The organism is Tepidiforma thermophila (genome assembly GCF_002563855.1).
Classification (GTDB): domain Bacteria; phylum Chloroflexota; class Dehalococcoidia; order Tepidiformales; family Tepidiformaceae; genus Tepidiforma; species Tepidiforma thermophila.
Window position 1 is genome coordinate 1,417,842 of sequence record NZ_PDJQ01000001.1, and the last position, 24,158, is coordinate 1,441,999.

The following is a 24,158-nucleotide window of genomic DNA, read 5'->3' on the forward strand; positions in this document are numbered from 1 at the left end:
TACAATGGCGCCAGGCCCCCGTAGCTCAGAGGACAGAGCAGACGCCTTCTAAGCGTTTGGCCGCAGGTTCGAATCCTGCCGGGGGCGCCACCCCTCCCGTACACTTCCCCAATCCCGCTCCCCGGTTGCCAGCCCATGCAGATTTCGCCGTCCGTCCGCGCGGTTCTCGTCCCCGACGACAATCCGATGCACCCCGAATTCACCTGCATCTACCTCGTCGGCGCACCCGGCCGGCAGGCCCTCACAATCGACTCCGGCGAAGCCATCGACCGCTACCGCTGGTTCCTCAAGGGCTACCTCGCCGCCGTCGAACGCGAGGAAATCGCCATCGCTGCCATCACCCACCACCACGCAGACCACTCCGGCAACCTCAAGTGGGCGAAGGAGGAGCTTGGCGCGCAGGTCGCCATTCCCGCAAACGGCCGCCCGTTGCTCAAAGGCCGCATCCCCCGCGACGTCCAGGCCCTCCGCGACGGCGACATCATCGACCTCGACGGCGGCGTCCGCGTGCAGGTCCTCGCGACCCCGGGCCACTCCGTCGATTCCCTCTGCTACTACATCGAAGAAGAAGGCGTCCTCTTCACCGGCGACACGCTCCTCGGCAGCTCCACCACCACCGTCTGGGACCTTGCCAGCTATCGCCGCACCCTCCGGCGCCTCCTCGAACTGCCGAACCTCCGCGTCATCTGCCCCGGCCACGGCCGCATCGTCCGCGACCCCCGCGAGCGCCTCCAGATGTACATCGACCACCGCGACATGCGCGAACGCCAGATCCTCCAGGTGCTCGAAGGCGGCGGCGCCCTCTCCAGCTGGGACATCATGCTCCAGCTCTACCCCGATATCGACCCGCGGCTGCGGCGCGCCGCCGACAACAACGTCCGCGCCCACCTCAAACAGCTCGCCGAGGAGGGCCGCATCCGCGAGTATCCCGGCATCCCCCGCCGTCCGCCGTCCCCTCGCGCCATCCAGCGCGCCGAAGAGCACGCGCGCCAGCGCGACCTCCTCATCGCCAAAGCCCGCAAACTCGAGACGCAAAAGCGTCGCGAAGAGCTCCGCAGGCAGGAGAACCCCCCGACCGCGGAGTGGAAAGAACCCCCGCGCTACGAACTCATCGGCACCGCCGCCGACGCCGCCCGCTAGGGCGTCGGCCCCGGCGTCGAACTCCTCGTCGGAGTTGTCGACGCGTTCCGTCCGGGCTCACCCGCTGCGCCGCCGCCGGGCCCCGGCGTCCGCAGCTCCGATGAGGTGGCTCCCGGGGTCCCCGTCCTGGGAGGGGTCGCCGTGCGCGTCGGAGTCGCTGTGGGGGTCGGCGTGCGCGTCGAAGTCGCCGTGGGCGTCGGCGTCGGTGTCAGGAGCCGCACGTCCGGGGGCGGTGGGTTGCGCGGGTCGAGCACAAGAACAGGCGTCGTGACGAAAATGAGCTGAATCCGCTTGCCCGTCCGCTGGGCGAGGTACGCCTGGATCGTCTCCGCATCGGTGATGGTCGGCTCCCGGTCAACCTGCGCCTCCACCCGCACACGTACGCTCCCATCGTCCCCGGACGATCGCGACACCTTCTCTACAGAGCCTGACGGGAAAAGGTTCACGACAGCCTCTCGCGCCGCTGCGGTTAGGTGGTCCTCTTCCCTCGCCTCTTGGACTGCCCGCGTCGTCAGAACCGCAAGCGTCACACCAAGGACGACCACCGGGACCGCGCCAACCACCAAACGGGGCCCGGGATGCGTCGGGGTCTTGTGCCGGACCCCGCTCAGCAAAAACACGACAGCAGCCGCCGTCAGGATTGCGCTCAGGTTCGTGGCGAAGAGCAGCATCGCGCCGCCCCAGACGCCCCGGTCGCCCAGCGAAAGTCCGATGCCGATCGTGCATAGCGGCGGCATGAGAGCCGTCGCGATCGCCACCCCGGGAAGTGCCTCCGCTGCACGCATCCGCACCAGGCTGTAGGCGCCGATGGCACCCCCGGCCAGCGCGATGCCAAGGTCCAGCGGATTCGGCCGCGTCCGCGCCTGTACTTCGCCCGGAATGGTCTCCAGGACGGCAAATGGAGAAGCGCGCAGCAGCTCGGCAATGACATACGACAGCACGATCGCTGCCACCACTCCCTCCCCCAGGGCCCACAGCGGCGGAAGCGGCTCCTTCCGGGCCCCGCCCAGCAAAGCCAGGCCGAGCGCCATAATCGGCCCCAGCAGCGGCGCAACCAGCATCGAGCCAATCACCACCGCCGGCGAATCCGCAATCAGCCCCAGCGTCGCAATCACACACGAGAACCAGACCAAAAGCCGGAAGCGCAGGTCCGGCCGCGCCGCGCGGAAAATCTCGGCACGCAGTCGGCCTTTCGGAAGAACGGTGTGGTTCGGCACAGACTGGAGTTTCCCCGATCACGCCCCTTCGGTCGCCCCGCTGCCCCCTGCTCCCCGGCGCCCGCCCGGCCGATACCTCCCGGTAGCAACCCCACGAACATCCCCCAGGGGGCGGCCCCGCCATGCTCAAAGGCGAACGCACCATCCTCCGGCCCATGCGCCGCGAATACCTCGAACGGCTGCTCGATTTCCATAACGATGTCGAACTCCAGCTCCTCGGCGGCGAAGATGTGCCCGTCCCGCTCACCCCCGAGCACCTCGCCGAGCGCTTCGAAGCCCTCTACGCCGGCCAGTCGCCGCGCCCCTCGTGGTTCGCCATCGAAGTCCAGGGCGGCAAGATCATCGGACACTGCATGCTGCGGAACATCGACGAGGCTGCCCGCACCGCCGAACTCCGCATCACCATCGGCGACCGCGACTACATCAACCGCAAGTACGGCCGCGACGTTGTCCGGCTTCTCCTCAAATACGCCTTCCGCCTCCGCAACCTCCGCAAGATCTGGCTCGCTGTACCGGCGTCAAACGAACGAGCCCGCCGCTGCTTCGAAGCCGCCGGGTTCGCCGTCGAAGGCTGCCAGCGGGCCCACACCTGGGTCGATGGACGGTACGATGACCGCATCCTGATGGCCGCCTTCCGCGAACCGCCCGCGGAACCCGCGCCGCCAGCTCCCGAGGAGCCCGCCGCCCATGCCCCGGATGACGCCTGAAACCCTCGCCGAATTCCTCCAGCTGCCGACCGTCGGCGTCATCGCCACCCTCCGCCGCGACGGCATGCCGTATACCGTCCCCGTCTGGTGGCTCCACCGCGACGATGGCATCTGGATCACCGGCACCTACAACCGCGTCTGGTGCAAGCACCTCCTGCGCGACTCCCGCGCCTCCCTCTGCATCGAATCCGGTCCCCCGCTTACCGGCCATGTCGAATTCGACGGCCGCGTCACCCCGTTCGAACTCCCGGAGTTCGACATCTGGCCCATCTCCCGGCTCCTCGTTGAGAAGTACATCGGCCGCGGCGACCCCGCCAACGCCCCCGCAGTCGAAGCCTTCTTTGCCAACATGCAAACCGAGCCCCGGCTTCTCTTCCGCCTCCAGCCCGAAGTCACCCGCGCCATCGATATGCGTGTCTATCGCGGCAAACGCGCCGATCGCGAGTTCCAGCAGCAGCGCACCGCCGGTGCCTGAACACCGGACGCCCCCCGGTTCACTTCCTCCCGCCCCTCGGGTACGATCAGGGAACCCTGGAGTAACGCCGCAATCCCGGCACCGGAGAAGCATGGCCAACGACGTCGCCCGCCGCCTCGCCATCAGCGTTCAGCCCGTTCCGAAGCAGGACCCCGAAGAACGCAAGCGCAACTTCGAGGAAACCTACCTCGGGTTCGACCTGAACGCCGCACGCATCGAGGCCTCGCGCTGCATCCAGTGCCCCTCCGCGCCCTGCCAGGAAGCCTGCCCGGTCCACAACGACATCCCCGGCGCCCTCGCCCTCATCGAAGCCGGCGACATCCTCGGCGCTGCCGATAAATTCCGCGAAACCTCCAACCTCCCCGAGATGTGCGGGCGCCTCTGCCCGCAGGAAAAGCTCTGCGAGGGCGCCTGCGTCGTCGGCTTCGCCATCCGGCCCGATGGCCGCCAGGAGCCGCCGGTCACCATCGGCAAACTCGAAGCCTTCTGCACCGACTACCAGCGCCAGCAGCTCGGCGGTTACCCCATGCCCCGCTACATGCCCGAGCCCACCGGCTTCAAGGTCGCCGTCATCGGCTCCGGCCCCGCCGGCCTCGCCGTCGCCGAGCAGCTCGCCGATAAAGGCCACAGCGTCACTGTCTACGAATACTGGCCCGAGCCCGGCGGCGTCCTCGTCTACGGCATCCCCAACTTCAAAATGCGCAAGAACATCGTCGACGAGTACATCGCCCACCTCGAAGCCATGGGCGTCCGGTTCATCTGCAACACCTACGTCGGCCGCGATATCACCATCGACGAACTCTTCCAGCAGGGCTTCCACGCCGTCTTCATCGGCACCGGCGCCGGCGTCGGCAACGAAATGGGCATCGAAGGCGAAGACCTCGAGGGCGTCTACTCCGCAACCGAGTTCCTCGTCCGCGGCAACCTCGCCCCCGAAATGCTCCCCGAGCGCCTCCGCACCCCCCTGCCGAAGCTAAATGACGTCGTCGTCATCGGCGGCGGCGATACCTCCATGGACTGCGTCCGCACCGCCGTCCGCCTCGGCGCCCAGAACGTCACCTGCGTCTACCGCCGCACCGAAGCCGAAATGCTCGGCCGCGAGGAGGAGCGCAAGAACGCCCGCGAAGAAGGCGTCCGCTTCGAAATGCTCACCCTGCCTACCCGCATCCTCGGCGATGAACACGGCCGTGTCCGCGCCGTGGAATGCCAGCGCATGCAGCTCGGCGAACCGGACGAGACCGGCCGCCGCCGGCCCATCCCTGTCCCCGGCAGCGAATTCGTCATCCCCGCCGACGCCGTCGTCATCGCCATCGGCTACGGTGCCGACCCCGTCGTCCCGCAGACCACCTCCGGCATCCGGACCGACCGAAAGGCCCTTATCCAGGTCGACGAGAAAGGCCGCACCACCCGGCCCGGCGTCTTCGCCGGCGGCGACAACGTCAACGGCGCTGACCTCGTCGTCACCGCACTCGCCGACGGGCGCCGTGCCGCCGAAGCCATCCACGAATACCTGATGACCCTCCCGGCCCCCCGCCGCTAGCCCCTCCACGAATTACACACCGTTTACAAACGCTCCCTGTTTGGGATTGGCGCCCCGTTCGATCTCTCTCAATGAGACCCAACGGGGCCGCCCATGAATAAACCGCCCGTCCTCAACGCCTTCCTCCTGCCGCCAGCCGAGCAGTCCGCCCTCGGCTCCGTCGAAACCCCCCTCGCCGTCCGGCTGCTCCGCCCCGCCACGTTCGCAGTCTGGCTCCTCGTCTTCTGCGTCCAGGCACAAACCGTCATCGCCCGCGGCGGCGGCACGAACTGGTTCGTGCTCGGCTTCACCACCCTCCTCTTCATCGTCGTCCACCTCCAGTTCTGGTACGAAGAATCCGAACAGGGGCGCCGCTTCCACCGCGCAATCGACCGCCTCCGCGGCCGCATCTACGAAGACGAGGTCACCGGCCTGCCCAACAGCCGCCACTTCGTCTTCGAACTCCGCCGCCAGATGATGCGCTCCGTCCGCAACGGCCGCGGCTTCTCCCTCGCCCTCACCGATATCACCGGCTTCGAAACCCTGAAAAACCCCGAAGAGCGGTTCCTGCCCGCTGTCGCCCGGGCGCTCCGCCACGCCGTCGGCGAAGGCGACTTCGTCGCCCACCTCCAGGGCCCGATCTTCGCCGCTATCATCGCCGACGACCGCATCGCCACGACCGCCATGAAGGCCGATGCGCTCCTCCCGGCCCTCGCCGCCTGCATCCCCAACGACCACGCCACCCGGCTGACGCCCGTCGTCTCGCTCACCGGCTACGAAGGCGAGCTCGAAGTCCGCGACTTCCTCCGCCGTGCCCAGCGCGACCTCGTCGCGGCGCGCAACCACGAGCCCGGCGCCAGCCTCGCCGTCGCCGTGCGCGCCCGACCACAGCACCCCGCTCCCGCTGAGAACTCCCGCTCCGCCGTCGCCTGACCGACCCTTCGTACCCTGACGAAAAACGCCCCGCCGGGACTCCCGCGGGGCGCCGTCGTTCACCGTTCTGGAGCGGATGGCGGGAATCGAACCCGCGTCTCAACCTTGGGAAGGTCGCGTTCTGCCATTGAACCACACCCGCCCGCTTCGCCTGTAGGATAGCACCTCGCACCACTCCAGACGAGGCCCCTCCATGCCCATCCCGAAGGAACTCGCACTCACCCCCGAAGAGCTCGACGAGCTCATGCTCACCACCTGGAACATGCGCATCGCCACCATCGGCCCGGGCACCCGCATCAACCTCACCCCGCTCTGGTTCGGCTGGGCCGGCGGCAAAATCTACACCTACTGCCGCGGCCAGAAGGTCGAAAACCTCCGCCGCAACCCCACCTGCACCGTCCTCGTCGACCGCAACGAGCGGTTCCCCGAACTCCAGGGCGCCATGTTCCAGGGCACGGGCCGCGTCCTCGAAGACGCCGCCGCAGAGGCCGCCGACCCCCACCTTGAAGAGGTCCGCTGGCAAATGGGCAAAAAGTACGCCGGCGGCCACGGCGAACCCGCCGAGCCCCGCCGGAACGACGCCACCGCCCGCGGCCGCAACTGGCGCTGGGTCGTCGTCACCCCCGAGCGCGTGGTCACCTGGGACAACTTCAAACTGCCCAACCTCCGCCGCAGCCGCGAAACCGGCGCTTGACAGGCCCGTATACTGGGAATCATCCGGCAAGGAGGTCCCAATGTACGGCTTCGTCAGCAGTGTCCTCGCCGAGAAGGGCCGCCACGTCTACACCGTCGAACGGTCCGCCACCGTCGCCGAGGCCGTCCGCCAGATGAACGAAAAGGGCATCGGCGCCCTCCTCGTTGTCGAAGGCGAACGGCCCGTCGGCATCTTCACCGAACGCGACGTCCTCCGCAGGGTCGTCGACGCCGGCCGCGACCCTGCCCTCACCCGCGTCGCCGAGGTCATGACCCGCGACCCCGTAACCATCTCCCCTGAGTGGCACGTGGAGGAGGCCATGCAGCTCATGACGGGCCGCCGGTTCCGCCACCTGCCCGTCATCGAAGATGGCCGCCTCGTCGGCATGATCTCCATCGGCGACCTCCTCCGCTGGGTCACCATCCACCAGGAAGACCACATCCGGGCGATGACCGACTACATCACCGGCCGTCTCAGCTGATCGGCCGGCCCCCGGTCACCGCCCCTTGAAGACGGGCTCCCGCCGTTCGACAAAGCTCAGGGCGCCCTCCCGGTGGTCCTCCGTGGTGAAGAGGTAGGCGAGCGCGTTCCCGATGAACTCGCCCATCTCATCCATCGTGGCGTGGCGCGAGCGCCGCAGCCCTTCCTTCATGTAGCGCATCGCGATCGGCGGGTTCGCCGCAATTCTCCTCGCCAGGCCCATTGCCGCCGGCAGGAGCTCCTCGTGGGGAACCACCCGCGACACCAGCCCGATCGCCAGCGCCTCCTGCGCGCTGATTACGTCCCCGGTAAACAGCAGCTCCGCCGCCTTCGAGGGCCCGACAAGCTGCGGCAACCGCCACAGCCCGCCGAGGTCGGCCACGAGGCCCCGCTTGATGAACAGCTCCCCGAACTTCGCCTGCTCCGACGCAATCCGGATATCCGCGAACAGCGCCAGGTCCATCCCCCAGCCGACCGCCGGGCCGTTCACGGCCGCAATTACCGGCTTGTCGCACTCGAGGATGGCCGCGGCCGCCGGCGTCGGGCGGGGCTTCACTTCGCGCAACCGGGTCACCGTCTCCTCGCGCTGCTCGCCCAGCATGATCTGCTTCACATCGTCGCCCGAGCAGAACGCCCGCCCTGCGCCCGTCAGCACGATGCACCAGGCGTCCGGGTCGCGGTGCAGCTCTCGGAACGTCTGCTCCAGCTCGGCATACATCTGCCGGTTGAGCGCGTTCATCACCTCCGGCCGGTTCAGCGTCACCACCGCGACCCGCCCGTCCCGTTCCACCACGATGTGGTCCATACTGCCCACCTCCCTGCCGGTGCCCGGCAGGCTTACTTGAACTCGTATCCGCCCTTCACCCCCGCGGGCTCCGGGTCCATGATCACGTTCACGCACGCCGGCTTCCCGCTGGCGAATGCCCGCTCGATCGCGGCCTTGATCTGCTCCGGGTGTTCCACGAACTCCCCGTGGCCGCCGAGGCCCTCCACCACCTTGTCGTAGCGCGCATTGTCCCCCAGTACTGTCGCCGGGGTGCGGCCCTCCCCGTACTGCGCCTTCTGCCCGACATAAATCTGGTGCCAGCACCGGTCGTTCCCAACCACCGAAACGATCGGCATCTTAAACCGCACAAACGTGTCGAAATCGAACCCGTTCAGCCCAAAGGTGCCGTCGCCGTTCACCATCAGCACCTTCTTCTCCGGCGCCGCAACTGCCGCCGCCATGCAGAACCCGGTCCCGACCCCGAGCGTTCCGAACGGGCCCGGGTCCATCCACTGCCCCGGGTTGTTGATCGGCAGCACGCTCGCCGCAAGCGCCACAATGTCGCCCCCGTCCCCTACCACGATCGTGTCGTCATCCACGAACTCCGCAATCTCCTTGCACAGCCGGAGCGGGTGAATCGGCACCGCATCGGAGTTCATGAAGTACGACCGCTGCTCATCGGCCTGGTTCTCGAGCCCCCGCAGGTACGTCATCCACTCCTTGTGCTCCGCCTTCCCAATTTCCGACGTAAGCTGGAGGAGCGCCTGCCGGATGTTCGCTTCGATACCGATCGTGAAGTCCCGGTTCCGCCCGATATCCCGCGGATCGATGTCAATCTGGATGACCTTTGCCGCAGGGTTCCACGCCGGCGGCCGCCCGTACTTCAGCCGGAAGTCGATCGGCGTCCCGAGGATGACGATGACGTCCGCCTGTGCGAAGGCCGGCTTGCGCGACAGCGAAAAGAAGTTCGGGTTGTCCTGCCGCAGCGTGCCGCGCCCCATCGCGTTCGTGTAGACCGGCACATCCGCGGCCCGCGCGAACTCCGCCAGCTCACGGTGCGCCCGGTGCCAGAACACCCCTGAGCCGGCCATGACCATCGGCTTCTCCGCCTCCCGGATCAGCTGCGCCGCCTGCTTGATGAGCTCCGGGTCGCCCATGATCTCGCCGGTCACCCGGTAGTTCCGCGGCCACTCCAGCGAATCTTCATCCACCCGCCCGAACAGCACGTCCGAAGGCACCTGCAGGAACGTCGGCCCGTACCTGCCCGTCATCGCCTCACGGAACGCCATCGCCATGTAGTACGGGAGCCGCCGCGTCTCGTAGACCGTCTGCGCCCACTTCGTGATCGGCTTCATCACATCGAGCAGCTCAATGTCCTGCAGCGAACCCATGTCGTATTGCCGAAGCGGCGACCGCCCGCCGATCACCACCATCGGGCTCGACGCCTGGTAGGCGTTCGCTACTGCTGTCACAACGTCAGTGACACCAGGCCCGGCCGTCACCACCGCGACGCCCGGCTTGAACGTGATCCGCGAATAGCCGTCCGCCGCATGCCCGGCCGACTGCTCATGCCGCGTATCGATGATGCCGATGTCGTTGTTCAGGCAGCCCTCGTAGATGTTCTGGACGTGCCCCCCGGAGAGCGTGAAGATGTGGCTCACGCCCTCCTGCTTGATCATCCGGGCGATAATCTCGCCCCCATCGATCATGTTCCCCATGGCGAACTCCAGTGCCGGTATGCAGTGCTCGCGAGTATACGCATCGGCACCGCAGGCCGCTGCCGCCGCTCACAGCTTCGCAACCATCCACTCTTCCGCAAGCCGCACCACGTCGGGCCCAATCTCGAAGTGCCCGCCGGGGAGCCACTGCAGGTCCTTCTCCCCCGGCAGCGCCGCATAGAGCGCCTCGGTCCGCTCCCGCGGAATCAGCTCGTCGGCGGTCTTCCCAATGACTCGCACCGCGACGCCCCCGAGCCGCGCCACGTCGGAATCCGGCCCGGCCGCACTCCCCGCGAGCCCGCCCTCGCCCACCAGGCAGAACGCAGCCGCCCGAAAGCGACCGCTCCGCGCCACGGCCGCAATCCCGATCATGCTCCCCAGCGAGTAGCCCACATATCCCAGCCGCCCCGTATCAATCGGCAGCACGCCCGGCAGCAGCTCGAGCATCCGCCCAACTTCCGCAGCAAATTGCGCACGAAACGCCTCATACCGCTCCGGCTGGCGGAAGAGCGCCATCGGGTCGTGCGTCTGCCGCTCGCCGTGGAGCGGAGCATCCAGTCCCACGCACACCCACCCGCGCTTCGCCCACCGCATCCCGATTTCGCTCACCCAGTAATCCTCTTTGCTCCCCATTCCCGGGTGCTGAATCTGCACCATCGGCATCAGCTCCTCCGTGCCCGCCGGGAGGTAGGCCACCCCCGGCACCAGCTCCTCCCCGCACCTGAACCAGAAATTGACTTCCCGGATGTCGCCGATGAGCGATTCGCGAACCTGCAGCTCGTTTGCCATGCTCTCCTCCGTCCATCTGCTGCCGCCCGGGGGTCTTGACGCTTACGCGTACCGGGCGAACGATGCCTGAAGCGGGCTCGTCGCCCGCAGCGCCTAGTCTGCCCCTCCGGGCAGAACGGGGGAACCAGTTCTCGGGGCGAATCCGCCCGGCCGGCACCACAACCCGGCGACGGCGGAGCGGCTATCTCCGGCCGCAGCCCGGCAGCTAACCTCGGCGGCGTAGGAAGACCTTGTTCGAGGCCACCCCGCATATGGTCTCCAGGCCTTCCGTTTCCGCCGTTCCGGCGCAATCTCGCGGCGAAAAGCCGGTCCTTTCCGTCTACGCCAGCTCCCCGCTCTGGGAGCGCCTCGGCAACGCCATCCCCCTCGCCCTCTCCCTCCTCCTCATCAGCTTCATCTTCTGGGGGCCCTTCAAGGCGCCCCTCCTCTTCGCCGTCCTGAGCGTCGCCTTCTTCGTCTACTGGCTGTTCCGCAGCTACTCCGTCGCCATCGCCTGCGCCATCGGCCTCCGCCGCATCAAGCACTGGAAAGCGACCGACTGGCGCGCCAAATACGCCGCCCACATCGCCCGCTCGGGCCTCCCCAACCGCTGGACCTGGCCCCGCCACCTCGTCATCATCCCCAACTACAAAGAGTCCGAAGAGGGACTCGCCCGGACCATCGATTCCCTCGCCGCCCAGTCGGTCGCCAGCCAGCTGGTCGTCGTCCTCGCCATGGAGGACCGCGAACCCGGCGCCCGCGAAAAGGCCGCTCGGCTTATCGCCCGCTACCCCGGCGTCTTTGCCGACATCTTCGCCACCTTCCACCCGGCCGGCCTCCCCGGCGAAACGCCTGGCAAGGGCTCCAACGAAGCCTGGGCCGCCCGCGAAGCCCACATCCGCCTCATCGAAAACGGCGGCGACGACATCCGCCGCTACACTGTCACCAGCTGCGACGCCGACGCCGTCTTCCATCCCTCCCACTTCGCCGCCCTCAACTACCTTTTCCTGGCAGCGAAGAAGCCCTACCGCACCTTCTGGCAGCCCACCATCTTCAACTCGAACAACATCTGGGAAATCCCCGCCCCCCTCCGCATTCCCGATGGCCTCTCCGGCATCAACCGCACCTCCAACCTTCTCATCCCCGGCAGCGTCCGCTTCCCGACCAGCTGCTACTCCCTCTCCTGGCAGATGCTCCACGAAGTCGACTACTGGGACGAAGAGGTCATCCCCGAGGACTGGCACCTCTACCTCAAGTGCGCCTACACGCTGGGCGATGACGTCAACGTCGAGCCGCTCTTCCTCCCGCTCGGCAACGACTGCGTCCTCGCCGATGGCTACTGGAAGACGCTGAAAGCCCATTACGCCCAGTCGGTCCGCCACGCCTGGGGCGCCAGCGACATTCCCTACGCCTGGCGCGCCGCCATGCACCCGCGGTCCCCGCTCTCCTGGCGCCGCCGCCTTGTCCTCGCCGGGGCCGTCACGAAAGTCCACGTCCTCTGGGCTGCCCAGTGGTACATCGTCACTCTCGGCATCTTCCTGCCGTCCCGCTTCGCAGCTCAATTCGATGCCCCCCTCCCGGGCTGGTGGGTCCACCGGTACCCGGTCCCGGGCACCGGCTGGCACCCGGAGCACCTCCTCGAACCGTCCCGCTGGTTCCGCATCGGCCCCGAAGGCATCTTCGAGCCGACCATGTGGCTCAACCTCCCGGGCATCCTCGTCGGCCTCTGCCTCTTCCCGCTCCTGGTCATGATCGTCTTCGAGCTGCGGACTCGCGGCCCGCGCCCGGCCTATGTGTCCCGCTGGGTCTACCTCACCGGGCTCCTGATGTGGCCGCTCATGGCCGTCATCACCTTCTTCTTCGCAAGCCTGCCGGCCCTCCACGCCCAGTGGAAGCTCGCTTCCGGCAGGGGCCTCGTCTACCGCGTCGCCGAAAAAGGCAGCCGTGGCCTGCCCGTCCGCACGGCGGTGGTCCCCGAACCGGAGCCCGGCGAAGCCGTCGTTGTCGCCGGCGGCAAGTAGCCGACCGGACGTCGCGAAGCCCCGGCAAATCCCGTATCGTGCCATCCGCAGCAATCCGCGGAGGCCCCTGCCCGTGCCCGACGTCGAATACACCCTCGAAGGCTCCACCGCCGTCCTGCGCCTCAACCGCCCCGAAAAGATGAACGCCATCACCTACGAAATGCTCGGGGCCATCGAAGACGCTGTCCGCCAGGCCGGCTCCGACGATCGCGTCCGCGCCCTCATCCTCACCGGCACCGGCCGCGCCTTCAGCGCAGGCACCGACCTCCAGCAGCTCTCCGGCCAGCCGCCCACCGCCGGCCGCGCCGAAACCTATGGCCGCGCCTACAGCGAAAACCGTCCCGCCCCCTGGACCTTCGCCTCAATCCCCAAGCCCACCATTGCCGCCGTCAACGGCGTCGCCATCGGCGTCGGCGTCGAGTTCACGTCGCAGTGCGATTTCCGCATCGCCGCCGAATCCGCCCGCTTCGGCTGGGTCTTCGTTCACCGCGGCCTCATTCCGGATACCGCCGCAGGCACCTGGCTCCTCTCCCGCATCGTCGGCCTGCAAAACGCCGCCTACCTGCTTTATTCCGGGGAAATCATCTCCGCGACCCGCGCCCTCGACATCGGCTACGTTCATGAGGTCGTGCCCGACGCCGAGCTGATGGAGCGGACGCTCGCCTTCGCCCACGAGGTCTCCCGTGGTTCGCCGCTCGCCATCGCAGAGACGAAGCGGCTCCTCTACCAGTCCCTCACCCGTGACCCCATGGACCACCTGGCCGACAGCACGGCCACCATCACCCGCCTCTTCGCGAGTGAGGACTTCAAAGAAGGCGTCCGCGCCTTCCTCGAACATCGCGACCCGGAGTGGAAGGGGCGCTGACCCCTTCCCGTCACCAGATCCCGAGCGCCATCTTCACGTCCTCGCTCGCCATCGTCCGCGGATCCCACGGCGGGTTCCAGACGATCTGCACGTCGACGTCCTTCACGCCCGGGAGCTCCCGCAGCTTGGCATACGCCTCTCCCCGGATAATCGGGCCGAGCGGGCACCCCGGGCTCGTCAGCGTCATCGTCACCAGCACGTCACCGTTGTCGTACTGGATGTCATACACCAGCCCAAGGTCCACGATGCTCATGTTGATCTCCGGGTCCTTCACCTCCCGGAGCTTCTCCCGCAGCTGTTCGTAGGTCGGCACCTGCGGCGTTTCGGTCTCAGCCATGTCGTTCCTCCTGTGCGGCGGCCTTCGCCTGCCGCAGCGCTTCAAGCAAAACGTTCCACGCGAGGAGCGCGCACTTCACCCGTACCGGCAGCTTCGCAACCCCCTCGAGCGCCTCAAGGTCGCCGAGCGATGGGTCCGGCGGTGCGCCCTCCACCAGCATCGATCGTACCTTCCCGGCAACCTCCTCGGCTTCGGCCAGCGGGCGCCCCTTCAGCCGTTCCGTCAGCATCGAGGCGCTCGCCTGCGAAATCGAACACCCCTGCCCCCAGAAGCCGAGGTCCGCGAGCACCCCGTCATCGACCGCGAGGTCGAGATGAATCTCGTCGCCGCACACCGGGTTCACCCCTTCCGCCTGCGCGGTCGGCGCTGGCAGCGGCCCGTGGTTCCGGGGCCGCCGGTAATGGTCCAGGATCAGGTCCCGGTACAGGTCATCGAACGGCGGCTCGCTCACGTCCCTCTCCGAACACGCGATTCACCCCTTCGAGCGCCTCGACCAGCGCCTCGATGTCGTCGGCGCCGTTGTAGATACTGAAGCTCGCCCGGCTCGTCGCTGGCACGCCGAGCGCGCGCATCAGCAGCTGCGCGCAGTGGTGCCCAGCCCGGATCGCCACCCCGTACCCGTCGGCGATCGTCGCCACATCGTGCGGGTGCGCCGCCTCCATCGAGAAGCTCACCACACCGCCCCGTTCGGATGCCGCCGCCGGCCCAAACACCCGCAGGCCGGGCACGCGCCGCAGCCGCTCGAGGGCCAGCTCCGTCAGCTCCTCCTCGTGCCGCCGGACGTTCGCCATCCCGATATCCGCGAGGTAGTCGACCGCCGCTCCGAACGCAATGACGTCCGCGATGTTCGGCGTCCCGGCTTCGAACTTGTGCGGGAGCTCCGCCCACGTTGAACTCTCCGGGCGCACCACCGCAATCATGTCGCCCCCGCCCAGGAACGGCGGCATCGCTTCCAGCAGCTCCGCCCGCGCCCAAAGCACCCCCACCCCCGTCGGCCCCAGCATCTTGTGCGCCGAAAACGCGAGGAAGTCCGCCCCCAGCTCCTGGACGTCGACAGGCAGGTGGGGCACGCTCTGCGCGCCGTCAACGAGCAGCAGCGCCCCGGCCGCATGCGCCATCTCCGCGATGTCCGCGACCGGGTTGATCGTCCCCAGCACGTTCGACATGTGCGTCACGGCCACCAGCTTTGTCCGCGGCCCGATGAGTCGCCGAAGCTCGTCCAGGTCGAGGTTCCCGTCGCCCGTGATGCCCGCGTACCGCAGCGTCGCGCCCTTCCGCCGCGCCAGCAGCTGCCAGGGCACGATGTTCGAGTGGTGCTCCATCAGCGTGAGGACGATTTCGTCGCCCTCGCCGACATGCTCATCGCCCCACGCCCGCGCGACAAGGTTGATCGCCTCTGTCGCGTTCCGGGTAAACACCACTTCCTCCGGGCCGCGCGCCCCGATGAACCGCGCCACCTTCCGCCGCGCATCCTCGTACTGCTCGGTGGCCCGCGTCGCTAGCGTGTGGATGCCCCGGTGGATGTTGGCGTTCGATGTCTCGTAGTACCGTACGAGCGCCTCGATCACCTGCCGCGGCTTCTGCGTCGTCGCCGCATTATCGAGGTACACGAGCGGTCGCCCGTTGACCTGCTGCCGCAGGATCGGAAAGTCCTGCCGAATACGCCGTACGTCAAGCACCGGGCACCTCCTTCAGGTGGGCAGCTCGACTTCGATCACGCCGTCCGAGACGCGCACCGGGTAGGTGCGCACCGGCCGCACAGCAGGCAGACAGAGCGCCCGGCCGGTCGTCACGTCGAACCGCGCCCCGTGCCGTGGGCACTCTATCTCCTTGCCGCTCAGCTGCCCCTGGTCGAGCGGGCCGCCGTCATGGGTACAAACGTCGTCGATTGCGTAATACCCGTCGCCGGTGTTGCAGACGGCGATCCGCCGTCCCCCGGCTTCGAACACTTTCGCCGTGCCCGGCGCCACCGCGTCTGTTGCCATGGCGGCAGTCCAGCCCATCAGCTGCCCCTCACCTTCGCCTCGAGCATCCCAAGGAGCTCCTCCCGCAGGCCGCCCTCCGGCACCCGCCCAATCACCTCCTCGAGGAACGCCCACACGAGCATCCCCTCGGCGACAGGGCGCGGGATGCCGCGCGTCTGCAGGTAAAAAAGCTGCTCCTCGTCCACCGGCCCGGCCGTCGCCCCGTGCGACGCACGGATGACATTGCTCGTCAGGATCTCCAGCACCGGGTCGCTGTCCGCTCGGGCCGTCTTGCTCAGGAGCAGGTTCCGGTTCTCCTGGTTCGCATCGGCGTTCTTCGCCTCCACGCCGACTCTCGTCAGCCCGTAGTACACCGACCGCGCCGAATCGCGCAGCGCCGCCTTGTACAGCAGGTCGCTTCGCGTGTCCGGCCCGATGTGGTCCTGCAGCGTGTAGAAATCGACGTACTCCTCGCCGCGCCCGTACGCCAGGCCCAGCAGCTCGCTCGCGGTGCCCCGGCCGAGGAGCGACGACTCCATCTGCCCCTTCACCACCCGCCCGCTCAGCACGAGCTGCAGGTTCTGGAAGGCGGCATCCCGCTCCGCGCCCAGCATCCGCTGGTACCCGAATGACCGGGTCGCCGGCCCCCAGCGATGCACAACGTAGTAGCGAACCTCCGAGCCCGGGCCCGGGAAAATCTCCGCGACCGGAATCGCAAGGGTCTCCGCATCGTCCGAGGCGTACTCCTCGACCACCGTCACCCGGCTGTTCGGACCCGTCACAATCACCGTGTGCGGCGTCGTCAGCTGCGCGCCGCTCACCGACCGGCGGATACGCACCGGCGTCGCCGGCTCGGCATTCGCCGGCACATCGACGATAACCGCCTCGCGGAGGAACGCGTAGTGCAGTGCGGTGAAGCGGTCCGTCCCAGGCGATACCGCAGTCCCGAGCCGCTGTGACAGCCGCTCCGCCGTCGCCCCCTCGGCGAACCCGTGCGTCGTGACCGTGACGGCGTCGTCGGCCTCGACTGCAATCGATTCATCCTGTTCGACCGGGTAGCGCGCCAGGTCGATCGACCGCGCATCGTAGTACTTCCACGGCCGCGACTGGTAACTGTCCGGCCAGTCGAGTGCATCGGCCAGCGCCGCAGCCTCGGCGCGCAGGCGGGCCAGCCAGGCGGGGTCGCCCAGCTGTTCGCCCAGCGCCCGTGCCGCAGGCGCAACTCGGACCAGTTCCTCGGTTGTCGATGTCATAGAACTCCTCCGCCGGCACGCACCGTGCCGGGCTTCCATCGCGGGGGTCGGCGGGTGGGCCGGCCTCAGCCGACCGCACCCTCCATCTGCAGCTCGATGAGCCGGTTCAGCTCCACGGCGTACTCCATCGGGAGCTCCTTCACGATAGGCTCCACGAAGCCGTTCACGATCATCTTCGCCGCCGCCTCTTCCGAAAGCCCGCGGCTCATCAGGTAGAACAGCTGGTCTTCGCCAAGCTTCGAAACGTACGCCTCGTGCTGGATGTGCACGTCCGGCGCGTCGATCTCCATCGTCGGGTACGTGTCCGAGCGCGACTCCTCGTCCAGCAGCAGCGCGTCGCACCGCACCGTCGACTTCACGTTCTCGCACCCCTCGTAGACCTTCAGCAGGCCCCGGTAGCTCGTCCGGCCGCCGTCCTTGCTGAGCGACTTCGAGATGATCGTCGACGTCGTGTTCGAGGCCGCGTGCACAATCTTGCCGCCGGCGTCCTGGTGCTGGCCCTTCCCGGCAAACGCCAGCGAAAGAATCTCGCCGTGCGCGCCCGGCTCCATCAGGTACACGCTCGGGTACTTCATCGTGAGCTTCGAACCCAGGTTGCCGTCCACCCACTCCATCACCGCGTCCTGGTACGCCACCGCGCGCTTCGTCACCAGGTTGTACACGTTGTTCGACCAGTTCTGGATCGTCGTGTACCGGACCCGGGCGCCTCGCTTCACGATGATCTCAACCACCGCGCTATGCAGCGAGTCGCTCCGGTAGATAGGCGCCGTGCACCCCTCGACGTAGTGCACCTGGCTCCCCTCGTCCGCGATGATCAGCGTCCGCTCGAACTGCCCCATGTTCTGGGTGTTGATGCGGAAGTACGCCTGCAGCGGGATCTCCACCTTCACGCCCTTCGGGACGTAGATGAACGAGCCCCCGCTCCACACCGCGCTGTTCAGCGCTGCGTACCGGTTGTCGGCCGGCGGCACCACCGTCCCGAAGTACTCCTTGAAGATATCCTCGTGCTCCTTCAGCGCCTGGTCGGTGCCGAGGAAGATGACGCCCTGCTTCTCCAGGTCCTCGCGGATGTTGTGGTACACCACCTCGGAGTCGTATTGCGCGCCAACGCCCGCGAGGTACTTCCGCTCCGCCTCCGGAATACCGAGCCGGTCGAACGTCCGCCGGATGTACTCCGGCACGTCATCCCACGAGCGCTCGTCCCGGTCGGTCGCCTTCACGTAGTAGTGGATGTCGTCGAAGTTGATCTCTTTCAGCTGCGGGCTGCCCCAGGGCGGGTCCTGCTTCTGCCAGAAGATCTCGAGCGCCCGCAGCCGGAACTCGCGCATCCACTGCGGCTCGCCCTTCATGTCCGAGATGATGTTCACGATCTCCCGGCTCAGGCCCTTGTTCGCCTTGAACAGCGCCTCCTCCGGGTCGTAGAACCCCCACTTGTATTCGCCAACGATCGCTTCAGGTGCCGTCGTCATTTCCCCTCTTCTCCTCTCGATGACGCGCGGGGGGGCAGCTCCGCCCCGGCGAGGGTTATGCCTTCGCAAGCTCCGCGAGGAACTCGTCATACCCGCGGGCTTCCAGGTACTCCGCCAGCTCCGGGCCGCCTGAGCGTGCAATGCGGCCGTCGACTAGCACATGCACGAACTGCGGCCGGATGTAGTTCAGCAGCCGCTGATAGTGGGTAATCAGCAGCAGCCCCATGTTCGGGTTCATCAGCTTGTTGACCGCCTCGGCCACCGTCCGCAGCGCGTCGATATCCAGGCCCGAGTCCGTCTCGTCCAGGATCGCCATCGCCGGCTCGAGAACCGCCATCTGCAGCATCTCGGCGCGCTTCTTTTCACCGCCGCTGAAACCATCGTTCACGTACCGGCGGGCAAAGTCCTGGTCCACCTTCAGCAGCTCCATCTTGCTGAAGAGCTTCTCCCGGAATTCCCGGATGGGAACTTCCTCGCCGCGCACCGCGTTCACCGCCTGCCGCAGGAAGTTCACCAGCGTCACGCCCGGGATCGGCACCGGGTACTGGAAGGCCAGGAACAGCCCCTTCCGCGCCCGCTCATCGGGCGACATCTCCAGGATCGACTCGCCCTTGAACAGGATGTCACCCCCCGTCACCGTGTAGGCCGGGTTGCCCATCAGGACGTTCGCCAGCGTGCTCTTGCCGGAGCCGTTCGGGCCCATGATTGCGTGGATTTCGCCGGCGTTGATGACGAGGTTGAGCCCCTTCAGGATCTCCCTGTCACCGATCGAGGCCCGCAGGTCGCGGATCTCCAGGAGTGCGGTCATCAGCTTCTTCTCCTTTGTCGCCTATCGCAGGTCGACGGTTTCGATAATCTGCCGCTGGCCAGGCGTCGGCCGGACCAGGTACTCACAGCAGGGAGCTCCATCAACAATCCGATGGAGCTGTTCGACGTCGCGTCCGAGCAGCAGCTCGATCGCCTTCCGGTCCGCCTCGCAGGGCAGGTCCGAAATCTGCGCGGCAACGTGGTACGGGCACGAGGTGTTCACCAGGTGGATGCCGTCCGCCTCCAGCCGCCACTCCTCGAGAATCCCCTCGCGCCGCAGCACCTCGGTCACCCGCGCAACGATCTCCTCGACCGCCGCCCCGTCCGGGATCTCGTCCCGGTGGCGCGATGCGAGCGACTCCGCCACATCCGCCAGCACCTCGGCCACAACGTCCGGCCGCTGCTCCAGGCCCCGGAGCATCCGCGCCATCAGGTCCGCATAGGCCGGCGGAATCGTCCCGAATGCCTTCTCCGTCGGGAAGTAGGCGTAGTAGGGCCGGCCGGTCGCCTGCTTCACGGTCCGCGCTTCCACGAGCCCATCGGCCCGCAGGTTGTCGAGGTGCCGCCGCACGGCTGCCGCGCTAATGTCGAACACCTCGGCCAGCGTCTCCGCGCGGGCGCCGCGGTGCTCCACGATGTAGGCGAGAATGCGGTCGCGCGTCCCCTGCATGCTTCCACCCTAGCCGACTTCTGGGACTTTCGCAACTTCAATGTTGCGAAAGTTCCGAACCGGTATGCCCGCTCCACGCCGCCAGCAGCTCCGGCGCCGGCGCACCGGCTGCAGCCCGCGCCTCCCGCCGCCGGCGCAGCGCCCGCCCGAACTCCGCCCCGAACAGCAGGATCGACCCGTTCACATACATCCACAGCAAAAACGCCAGCGCCGTCCCAAAGCCGGCATAGATGGCCGTGTCGCGCGAAAAGCTCGACTGGGCGATCACCACGGCCACCAGGTTCTTGGCAAGCTCGAACAGCAACGTCGCAAGGGCCGCCCCCGCCAGCGCATCCCGCCACGCAGGCCGCGCCGCCGGCGTCACGCGGTACAGCACCAGGAACATCGTGAACGTCACGACCGGCGCCAGCACGAGCCCCACAATCTCAGTCATCAGCGCACGGTCCATGGGGAACGGTGCGGCCCCGTCCACCCGCGCCACCACCACCCGCGCCATCGCCGTCGCTGCCACCGAAAGCGCCACCAGCGCGCCAACCACCATGACCAGGAGAATGTCGATCAGCTTTCCCCGCCAGAACGGCCGGCTCACCTTCGCATGCGCCGTCGCGTTCAGCCCGTTCCGCACCGCCCCGAAAATCCCGCTCGATGCCCAGGTCAGGAACACCAGGCCGAACCCGAGGCTCGCCGGGCTGAACTGCTGCGCCCGCCGCACAATCTCCTCAACGTTTGCCCGCACGTCCTCCGTCTCCCGCAGCGGCACCTGCTCGAACACCCAGTCCACAATCGCCTGCCGGTCCGCAAACAGCCCGAAGACCGAAAGTGTGATCAGGCCCAGCGGGATAATCGAGAAGATTGCGTAGTACGCGATCGCGGCGGCGTAGGTCGTACATTCGTCCTCAACATACCCGCGCACCGCCGCGACCACCACCTCAGCGGACGCCCGGACCGGACCCGGCACCGCTCTCCACGAGCGCCCGAGGCGCGTTCTCATCGCCTCATCTTAGGCGCAGGGCTGCGCTCCCGGGAATCGCGCCAGCCGCCAGCGCCTCCAGCGCCTCCTGCCACATCGGCCCGACCCGCTCCCACGCGAACCGCCGTGCAGCCTCCATGAACGGCTCCCGCGGCGGCAGCGGGCCCGTGAGCAGCGCCCGGAGCCGCATCATCAGCCCTGCCTCATCCTCCCACAAAAGGTCGTGATACTCCGCCGGCACCAGCTCCGGGTAGGCATACCGCCGCGGCGCACACGGGATGCACCCGGCAGCCATCGCCTCGACCATCCCAATACCGAAGAACTCGTGCCGCGTCGTGCTCACCGCGATATCGGCCATCCGCAGCAGCCGCGCATACTCCTCCCGCGTGGCCGCGAACCCGAAGTGCAGCATGCGGTCGGCCAGCGTCTCACGGATGCGCCACATCGCCGGGCTCGGGTTTTCCCCCGGCTCGCCGGCGATGATCAGCCGGAACGGCACCCCCTCATCCGCCAGCCGCCGAACGGCCCGCTCGAACAGCTCCGGCGCTTTGTCGAACTCCCACCGGTGGTTCCACAGGAGCGTCCGCGGCTTCCCGCGCTCCTCCTGGCCCTCGAGCCAGCCGAGCTCCACCCCGACCGGCAGCACCAGGCTCTTCGCCGCGACCGCCGCGATCCCCTCCGCCGTGAGCCAGTTGTTCGGCTCCCGCTCAAGCTGCCTGAACGCCCCCAGCAGGTCCGCCCGGTGGAACTCAGAATTGAACGCCGCCGCATCGGCCGCCAGCGCGCTCCGGTAGTTAATCTGCCCGAACCACGAGTTGAACTTCGTCCCCCGCAGCCGCGGATACGTCACCTGGTTCTCGTGGAAGTACACCATCGCCGGCGTCCCGCCCAGCCGCCGCCGCGTCAGTGCGAGGAACTCCGCGAGGTCGACCATATCCGTCGCAACAACTACGTCGAACGCCCCGCGCAGCTGCTCGAACTGCCGCGCCAGCTCCTCCGCACCCCGCCGCATCCGTCGTCGCCACTCGCTGCCCGGCAGCGCCAGCACCTCCCAGTCGAGCCGGGTGTGGGCCAGCAGCCCTGACAGGAACGCCCGGTGGCTCCCGCCATCAAACGGCTGGAGGAACAGGCCGCGCATCGCCCACCCTACAGGTGGCCCAGCTCGGCCAGCCGCTGGAGCGCCGCCTCGAGTTCCCGGTCCTCCGGGTCCACCGAGCGGTACTGGCGCACGCAGTGGCCCCCGTACTTCTCCACCAGGAACCAGTCGTCGTCGATGATGAAATCCGGCCGCGGCTCAACCCGGGGGTCCTTGTCGAACATCCCGTCCACCCACTCCGAAAGCCCGTGGAGGTGCACCACCCGCTCGACATGCGCTAACCCGGCCGCGCTCCAGACGTACACCCGGTGCCCGGCCGCCTTCAGCCGCTGCATCGCCTCCCGCGCGCCCGGTCGAAGGGCGTTCGTGTGCTGGTCGATGTGCACCAGCGTCTGGTCGACATCGAAGAAGATGTTCACCCCGTGTTGCCCTCCCGCGGCGCCGGCGCCCGGCCCCGCCACGCCAGCATCCGCGCCGAGTTCCACATCGTGCGCCCGTACCCCAGCGCCAGCACCAGCCCGATACCAAACGCCAGGACTGCGGCGCTGACCACGGCCGACCCGACGCTCTTGTACCACGTGTGCGCCAGCAGCGCCGCCCCGCAGAACACCGCCGTCAGCGCGTAGACCGCCAGCGTCACCCGCAGCCCCGTGAACCCGAGCAGCCGCTCGATCCGGTCATGGAAGTGGTCGAAATCGGCATGCATCGGATGCCGCCCGTCCAGGAAGCGCCGAAGGAATGCCACTGCCGTATCCAGCACCGGCAGCCCCAGCGCGACGAGCGGGATATAGAGCGGCACCCGCCCCGTCTCGTCGAGCGACCCCGCAACGCTCAGCCCCGCCAGCGTGAAGCCCAGGAAGTACGCCCCTGAATCCCCGAGGAACCGCCGCGCCCTCCCGAGATTGAACGGGAGGAAGCCCAGGCATGCCCCGCACAGCGCTGCGAAGAGCATCGCAATCAGGTCGTGGCCGAGGTCCCACGCAATGTACGACATCGTCGCCGAGACCATCGCCGCCATCCCGGCAGCCACCCCGTCCCGCCCGTCGACAAGGTTCACGGCGTTCGTCACCAGCACAATCCATGCCACCGTCACGGCCGGGTCGAGCAGCCCCAGCGAGACGGCCTCTCCGCCCGGGAGCGTCATCTTCTCGACATGGAACCCCGAGAGGTAGAGCGCCAGCGCCGCCAGCACGTGCGTCCCGAGCTTGAACCGCCAGTCCAGGTCGCGGAAGTCATCCCGCGCGCCCATCGCACACACGATGCCGCCGCACACTCCGAGCATCAGGAACTGCCGCCGGTCCTCGCTCACGAACTCCCGCGCCTGGTCCGAAAACGCGGCCATGATGAACGGCGCCGCCAAAAACCCGGCGAGGATGCTGATGCCGCCGATCCGCGGCATCACCTCGCCCCGGCGGCCCCGCTTCGTCGGCAGGCGCAGCGCGCCTGTCAGCGGCAGCGCCACCGCAAACGCGGCCAGCGCCGTCCCGAGCTCAAGCCACACGCGTCATCACCCGCATCGCCCGCGGCATGCAGCGCATGGTACGCCGCCCGCGGCCGAAGGTCAGCCCCGGGCGCCCACCGTATGGGCAACCAGCTGACCGTCGTGCATCTCCAGCACCCGGTCGGCCAGCGCCGCCATCGCCATGTCGTGGGTCACCATCAGCCCCAGCTTGTCGCGCCCCTTCACCTCGGCAATCAGCGATTCCACCACCTGCCGGCCCCGCGCCGAGTCGAGGCTCGCCGTCGGCTCGTCCACCAGCACCAGCTCCGGGTCGTTCATCAGCGCCCGCGCGATCGCCACCCGTTGCCGTTCGCCGCCGCTCAGCTCCGTCGCCAGCGCGTTCCGCCGGGCCGCCAGCCCCAGCTCCTCCAGCAGCTGGTCCGCGCGCGCCCCGGCCGTTTTCAGGTCCGTGCCGTTGATCCGCGCCATCACCAGCAGGTTCTCCCGCGCTGTCAGGTACGGGAGCAGGTTGTTCGCCTGGAAGACGAACCCCACCTTCCGCCGCCGGTACTCGGCAAGCTCTTTCCCCTTCAGCCGCGCGATATCCTGCCCGTTCACCTCGATGCTCCCGCGCGTCGGCGTCAGCAGCCCGCCGATCATCGCCAGCATGGTCGTCTTCCCCGAGCCGCTCGGCCCCACAATCGCCACAAACTCGCCGGGCTCCGTCTCGAAGCTCACGCCCCGCACGGCATGCACCGCCCGCTCGCCCTCGCCGTACACCTTGTCCAAATCCTGCACCTTCAGCCGGATGCTCATGCGTTCCTCCCGTTCTTCCCTGGACCCTGCTC

Annotated in this window: 26 protein-coding genes, 2 tRNA genes and 1 riboswitch; of the genes, 10 read left to right on the plus strand and 18 right to left on the minus strand. The window is 68.0% G+C overall.

The genetic code is table 11. The annotated features are described in order from the left end of the window. The first annotated feature begins 14 nt into the window (after window positions 1-14). Window positions 15-90, plus strand: a tRNA-Arg gene (locus tag A9A59_RS06845). 45 nt (window positions 91-135) lie between these two features. After that, complete coding sequence (locus A9A59_RS06850; protein ID WP_098503573.1) at window positions 136-1,140, plus strand: MBL fold metallo-hydrolase; 1,005 nt, start codon at window positions 136-138, stop codon at window positions 1,138-1,140. Here the strand turns inward: A9A59_RS06850 and A9A59_RS06855 are convergent. Continuing rightward, on the minus strand, window positions 1,137-2,357 hold the full coding sequence (locus tag A9A59_RS06855; RefSeq protein WP_098503574.1) for a DUF389 domain-containing protein: 1,221 nt from the start codon (window positions 2,355-2,357) through the stop codon (window positions 1,137-1,139). The two genes, A9A59_RS06850 and A9A59_RS06855, sit on opposite strands and share 4 nt — an antisense overlap. Before the next feature lie 122 nt (window positions 2,358-2,479). Between A9A59_RS06855 and A9A59_RS06860 the strand changes: the two genes are divergently transcribed. The 4 genes from A9A59_RS06860 (at window position 2,480) to A9A59_RS06875 (ending at window position 5,991) form a co-directional block, all read left to right on the plus strand. Beyond that, complete coding sequence (locus A9A59_RS06860; RefSeq protein WP_098503575.1) at window positions 2,480-3,064, plus strand: GNAT family N-acetyltransferase; 585 nt, start codon at window positions 2,480-2,482, stop codon at window positions 3,062-3,064. Next, window positions 3,054-3,539 (plus strand): pyridoxamine 5'-phosphate oxidase family protein, encoded by a 486-nt coding sequence (locus A9A59_RS06865; RefSeq protein WP_165772560.1) that lies wholly within the window; start codon window positions 3,054-3,056, stop codon window positions 3,537-3,539. The genes A9A59_RS06860 and A9A59_RS06865 overlap by 11 nt, the downstream gene beginning before the upstream one ends. Before the next feature lie 91 nt (window positions 3,540-3,630). Further along, window positions 3,631-5,079 (plus strand): NADPH-dependent glutamate synthase, encoded by a 1,449-nt coding sequence (gltA, locus tag A9A59_RS06870; protein WP_098503577.1) that lies wholly within the window; start codon window positions 3,631-3,633, stop codon window positions 5,077-5,079. Between the two features lie 93 nt (window positions 5,080-5,172). Further along, window positions 5,173-5,991, plus strand: a complete 819-nt coding sequence (locus A9A59_RS06875; RefSeq protein WP_098503578.1) for a GGDEF domain-containing protein — start codon at window positions 5,173-5,175, stop codon at window positions 5,989-5,991. A gap of 68 nt (window positions 5,992-6,059) precedes the next feature. Here the strand turns inward: A9A59_RS06875 and A9A59_RS06880 are convergent. Beyond that, window positions 6,060-6,133: transfer RNA gene (locus tag A9A59_RS06880), tRNA-Gly, on the minus strand. Window positions 6,134-6,184: 51 nt separating this feature from the next. Between A9A59_RS06880 and A9A59_RS06885 the strand changes: the two genes are divergently transcribed. After that, window positions 6,185-6,685 (plus strand): pyridoxamine 5'-phosphate oxidase family protein, encoded by a 501-nt coding sequence (locus A9A59_RS06885; protein ID WP_098503579.1) that lies wholly within the window; start codon window positions 6,185-6,187, stop codon window positions 6,683-6,685. Window positions 6,686-6,725: 40 nt separating this feature from the next. Then, window positions 6,726-7,166, plus strand: coding sequence for a CBS domain-containing protein (locus tag A9A59_RS06890; RefSeq protein ID WP_098503580.1), 441 nt, complete (start codon window positions 6,726-6,728; stop codon window positions 7,164-7,166). 15 nt (window positions 7,167-7,181) lie between these two features. Here the strand turns inward: A9A59_RS06890 and A9A59_RS06895 are convergent, their stop codons facing one another. From A9A59_RS06895 to A9A59_RS06905, 3 genes are all read right to left on the minus strand, one after another. Continuing rightward, window positions 7,182-7,970 (minus strand): enoyl-CoA hydratase/isomerase family protein, encoded by a 789-nt coding sequence (locus A9A59_RS06895; protein ID WP_098503581.1) that lies wholly within the window; start codon window positions 7,968-7,970, stop codon window positions 7,182-7,184. Window positions 7,971-8,002: 32 nt separating this feature from the next. Continuing rightward, window positions 8,003-9,649, minus strand: coding sequence for a thiamine pyrophosphate-binding protein (locus tag A9A59_RS06900; protein WP_278286821.1), 1,647 nt, complete (start codon window positions 9,647-9,649; stop codon window positions 8,003-8,005). Between the two features lie 69 nt (window positions 9,650-9,718). Further along, complete coding sequence (locus tag A9A59_RS06905) at window positions 9,719-10,438, minus strand: alpha/beta hydrolase family protein (RefSeq protein WP_098503582.1); 720 nt, start codon at window positions 10,436-10,438, stop codon at window positions 9,719-9,721. Between the two features lie 80 nt (window positions 10,439-10,518). Further along, window positions 10,519-10,673, plus strand: a riboswitch (cyclic di-AMP (ydaO/yuaA leader). Between A9A59_RS06905 and A9A59_RS06910 the strand changes: the two genes are divergently transcribed. Beyond that, entirely contained in the window at window positions 10,669-12,438 is a 1,770-nt protein-coding gene (locus tag A9A59_RS06910; RefSeq protein ID WP_133117542.1) for a glycosyltransferase family 2 protein, read from the plus strand. It overlaps the preceding riboswitch by 5 nt. A gap of 73 nt (window positions 12,439-12,511) precedes the next feature. After that, complete coding sequence (locus tag A9A59_RS06915) at window positions 12,512-13,303, plus strand: enoyl-CoA hydratase/isomerase family protein (protein WP_098503584.1); 792 nt, start codon at window positions 12,512-12,514, stop codon at window positions 13,301-13,303. A 10-nt stretch (window positions 13,304-13,313) separates the two neighbouring features. Here the strand turns inward: A9A59_RS06915 and A9A59_RS06920 are convergent, their stop codons facing one another. The 13 genes from A9A59_RS06920 to A9A59_RS06980 form a co-directional block, all read right to left on the minus strand. Next, entirely contained in the window at window positions 13,314-13,640 is a 327-nt protein-coding gene (locus A9A59_RS06920; RefSeq protein WP_278286822.1) for a metal-sulfur cluster assembly factor, read from the minus strand. Then, window positions 13,633-14,091 carry a Fe-S cluster assembly sulfur transfer protein SufU gene (sufU, locus tag A9A59_RS06925; RefSeq protein ID WP_098503585.1) on the minus strand — a complete coding sequence of 153 codons (459 nt, stop codon included), beginning with the start codon at window positions 14,089-14,091 and terminating at the stop codon, window positions 13,633-13,635. The genes A9A59_RS06920 and sufU overlap by 8 nt, the downstream gene beginning before the upstream one ends. Continuing rightward, on the minus strand, window positions 14,069-15,319 hold the full coding sequence (locus tag A9A59_RS06930; RefSeq protein WP_098503586.1) for a cysteine desulfurase: 1,251 nt from the start codon (window positions 15,317-15,319) through the stop codon (window positions 14,069-14,071). Before A9A59_RS06930 ends, sufU begins: the two co-directional genes overlap by 23 nt. Before the next feature lie 12 nt (window positions 15,320-15,331). Further along, a complete protein-coding gene (locus A9A59_RS06935; protein ID WP_278286823.1) occupies window positions 15,332-15,625 on the minus strand; it encodes a non-heme iron oxygenase ferredoxin subunit in 294 nt (97 codons plus the stop codon). A gap of 17 nt (window positions 15,626-15,642) precedes the next feature. Further along, window positions 15,643-16,857 (minus strand): SufB/SufD family protein, encoded by a 1,215-nt coding sequence (locus A9A59_RS06940; protein WP_165772561.1) that lies wholly within the window; start codon window positions 16,855-16,857, stop codon window positions 15,643-15,645. Window positions 16,858-16,922: 65 nt separating this feature from the next. Continuing rightward, entirely contained in the window at window positions 16,923-18,326 is a 1,404-nt protein-coding gene (sufB, locus tag A9A59_RS06945; protein ID WP_098503589.1) for a Fe-S cluster assembly protein SufB, read from the minus strand. 55 nt (window positions 18,327-18,381) lie between these two features. Next, window positions 18,382-19,134: a Fe-S cluster assembly ATPase SufC gene (sufC, locus tag A9A59_RS06950; RefSeq protein WP_098503590.1), complete on the minus strand. Its 753-nt coding sequence runs from the start codon at window positions 19,132-19,134 to the stop codon at window positions 18,382-18,384. A gap of 21 nt (window positions 19,135-19,155) precedes the next feature. Then, the gene (locus tag A9A59_RS06955) at window positions 19,156-19,803 is read right to left on the minus strand and encodes a helix-turn-helix transcriptional regulator (RefSeq protein WP_098503591.1); all 648 of its coding nucleotides are present in this window, start codon (window positions 19,801-19,803) and stop codon (window positions 19,156-19,158) included. 37 nt (window positions 19,804-19,840) lie between these two features. After that, the gene (locus A9A59_RS06960; RefSeq protein WP_098503592.1) at window positions 19,841-20,794 is read right to left on the minus strand and encodes a YihY/virulence factor BrkB family protein; all 954 of its coding nucleotides are present in this window, start codon (window positions 20,792-20,794) and stop codon (window positions 19,841-19,843) included. Window positions 20,795-20,798: 4 nt separating this feature from the next. Beyond that, window positions 20,799-21,911 carry a tRNA-queuosine alpha-mannosyltransferase domain-containing protein gene (locus A9A59_RS06965; RefSeq protein ID WP_098503593.1) on the minus strand — a complete coding sequence of 371 codons (1,113 nt, stop codon included), beginning with the start codon at window positions 21,909-21,911 and terminating at the stop codon, window positions 20,799-20,801. Window positions 21,912-21,919: 8 nt separating this feature from the next. After that, complete coding sequence (locus A9A59_RS06970) at window positions 21,920-22,288, minus strand: HAD family hydrolase (RefSeq protein ID WP_133117543.1); 369 nt, start codon at window positions 22,286-22,288, stop codon at window positions 21,920-21,922. Further along, window positions 22,285-23,370, minus strand: a complete 1,086-nt coding sequence (locus A9A59_RS06975; RefSeq protein WP_098503595.1) for an MraY family glycosyltransferase — start codon at window positions 23,368-23,370, stop codon at window positions 22,285-22,287. Before A9A59_RS06975 ends, A9A59_RS06970 begins: the two co-directional genes overlap by 4 nt. 60 nt (window positions 23,371-23,430) lie before the next feature. Continuing rightward, a complete protein-coding gene (locus tag A9A59_RS06980) occupies window positions 23,431-24,126 on the minus strand; it encodes an ABC transporter ATP-binding protein (protein ID WP_098503596.1) in 696 nt (231 codons plus the stop codon). Between the last annotated feature and the right edge of the window lie 32 nt (window positions 24,127-24,158).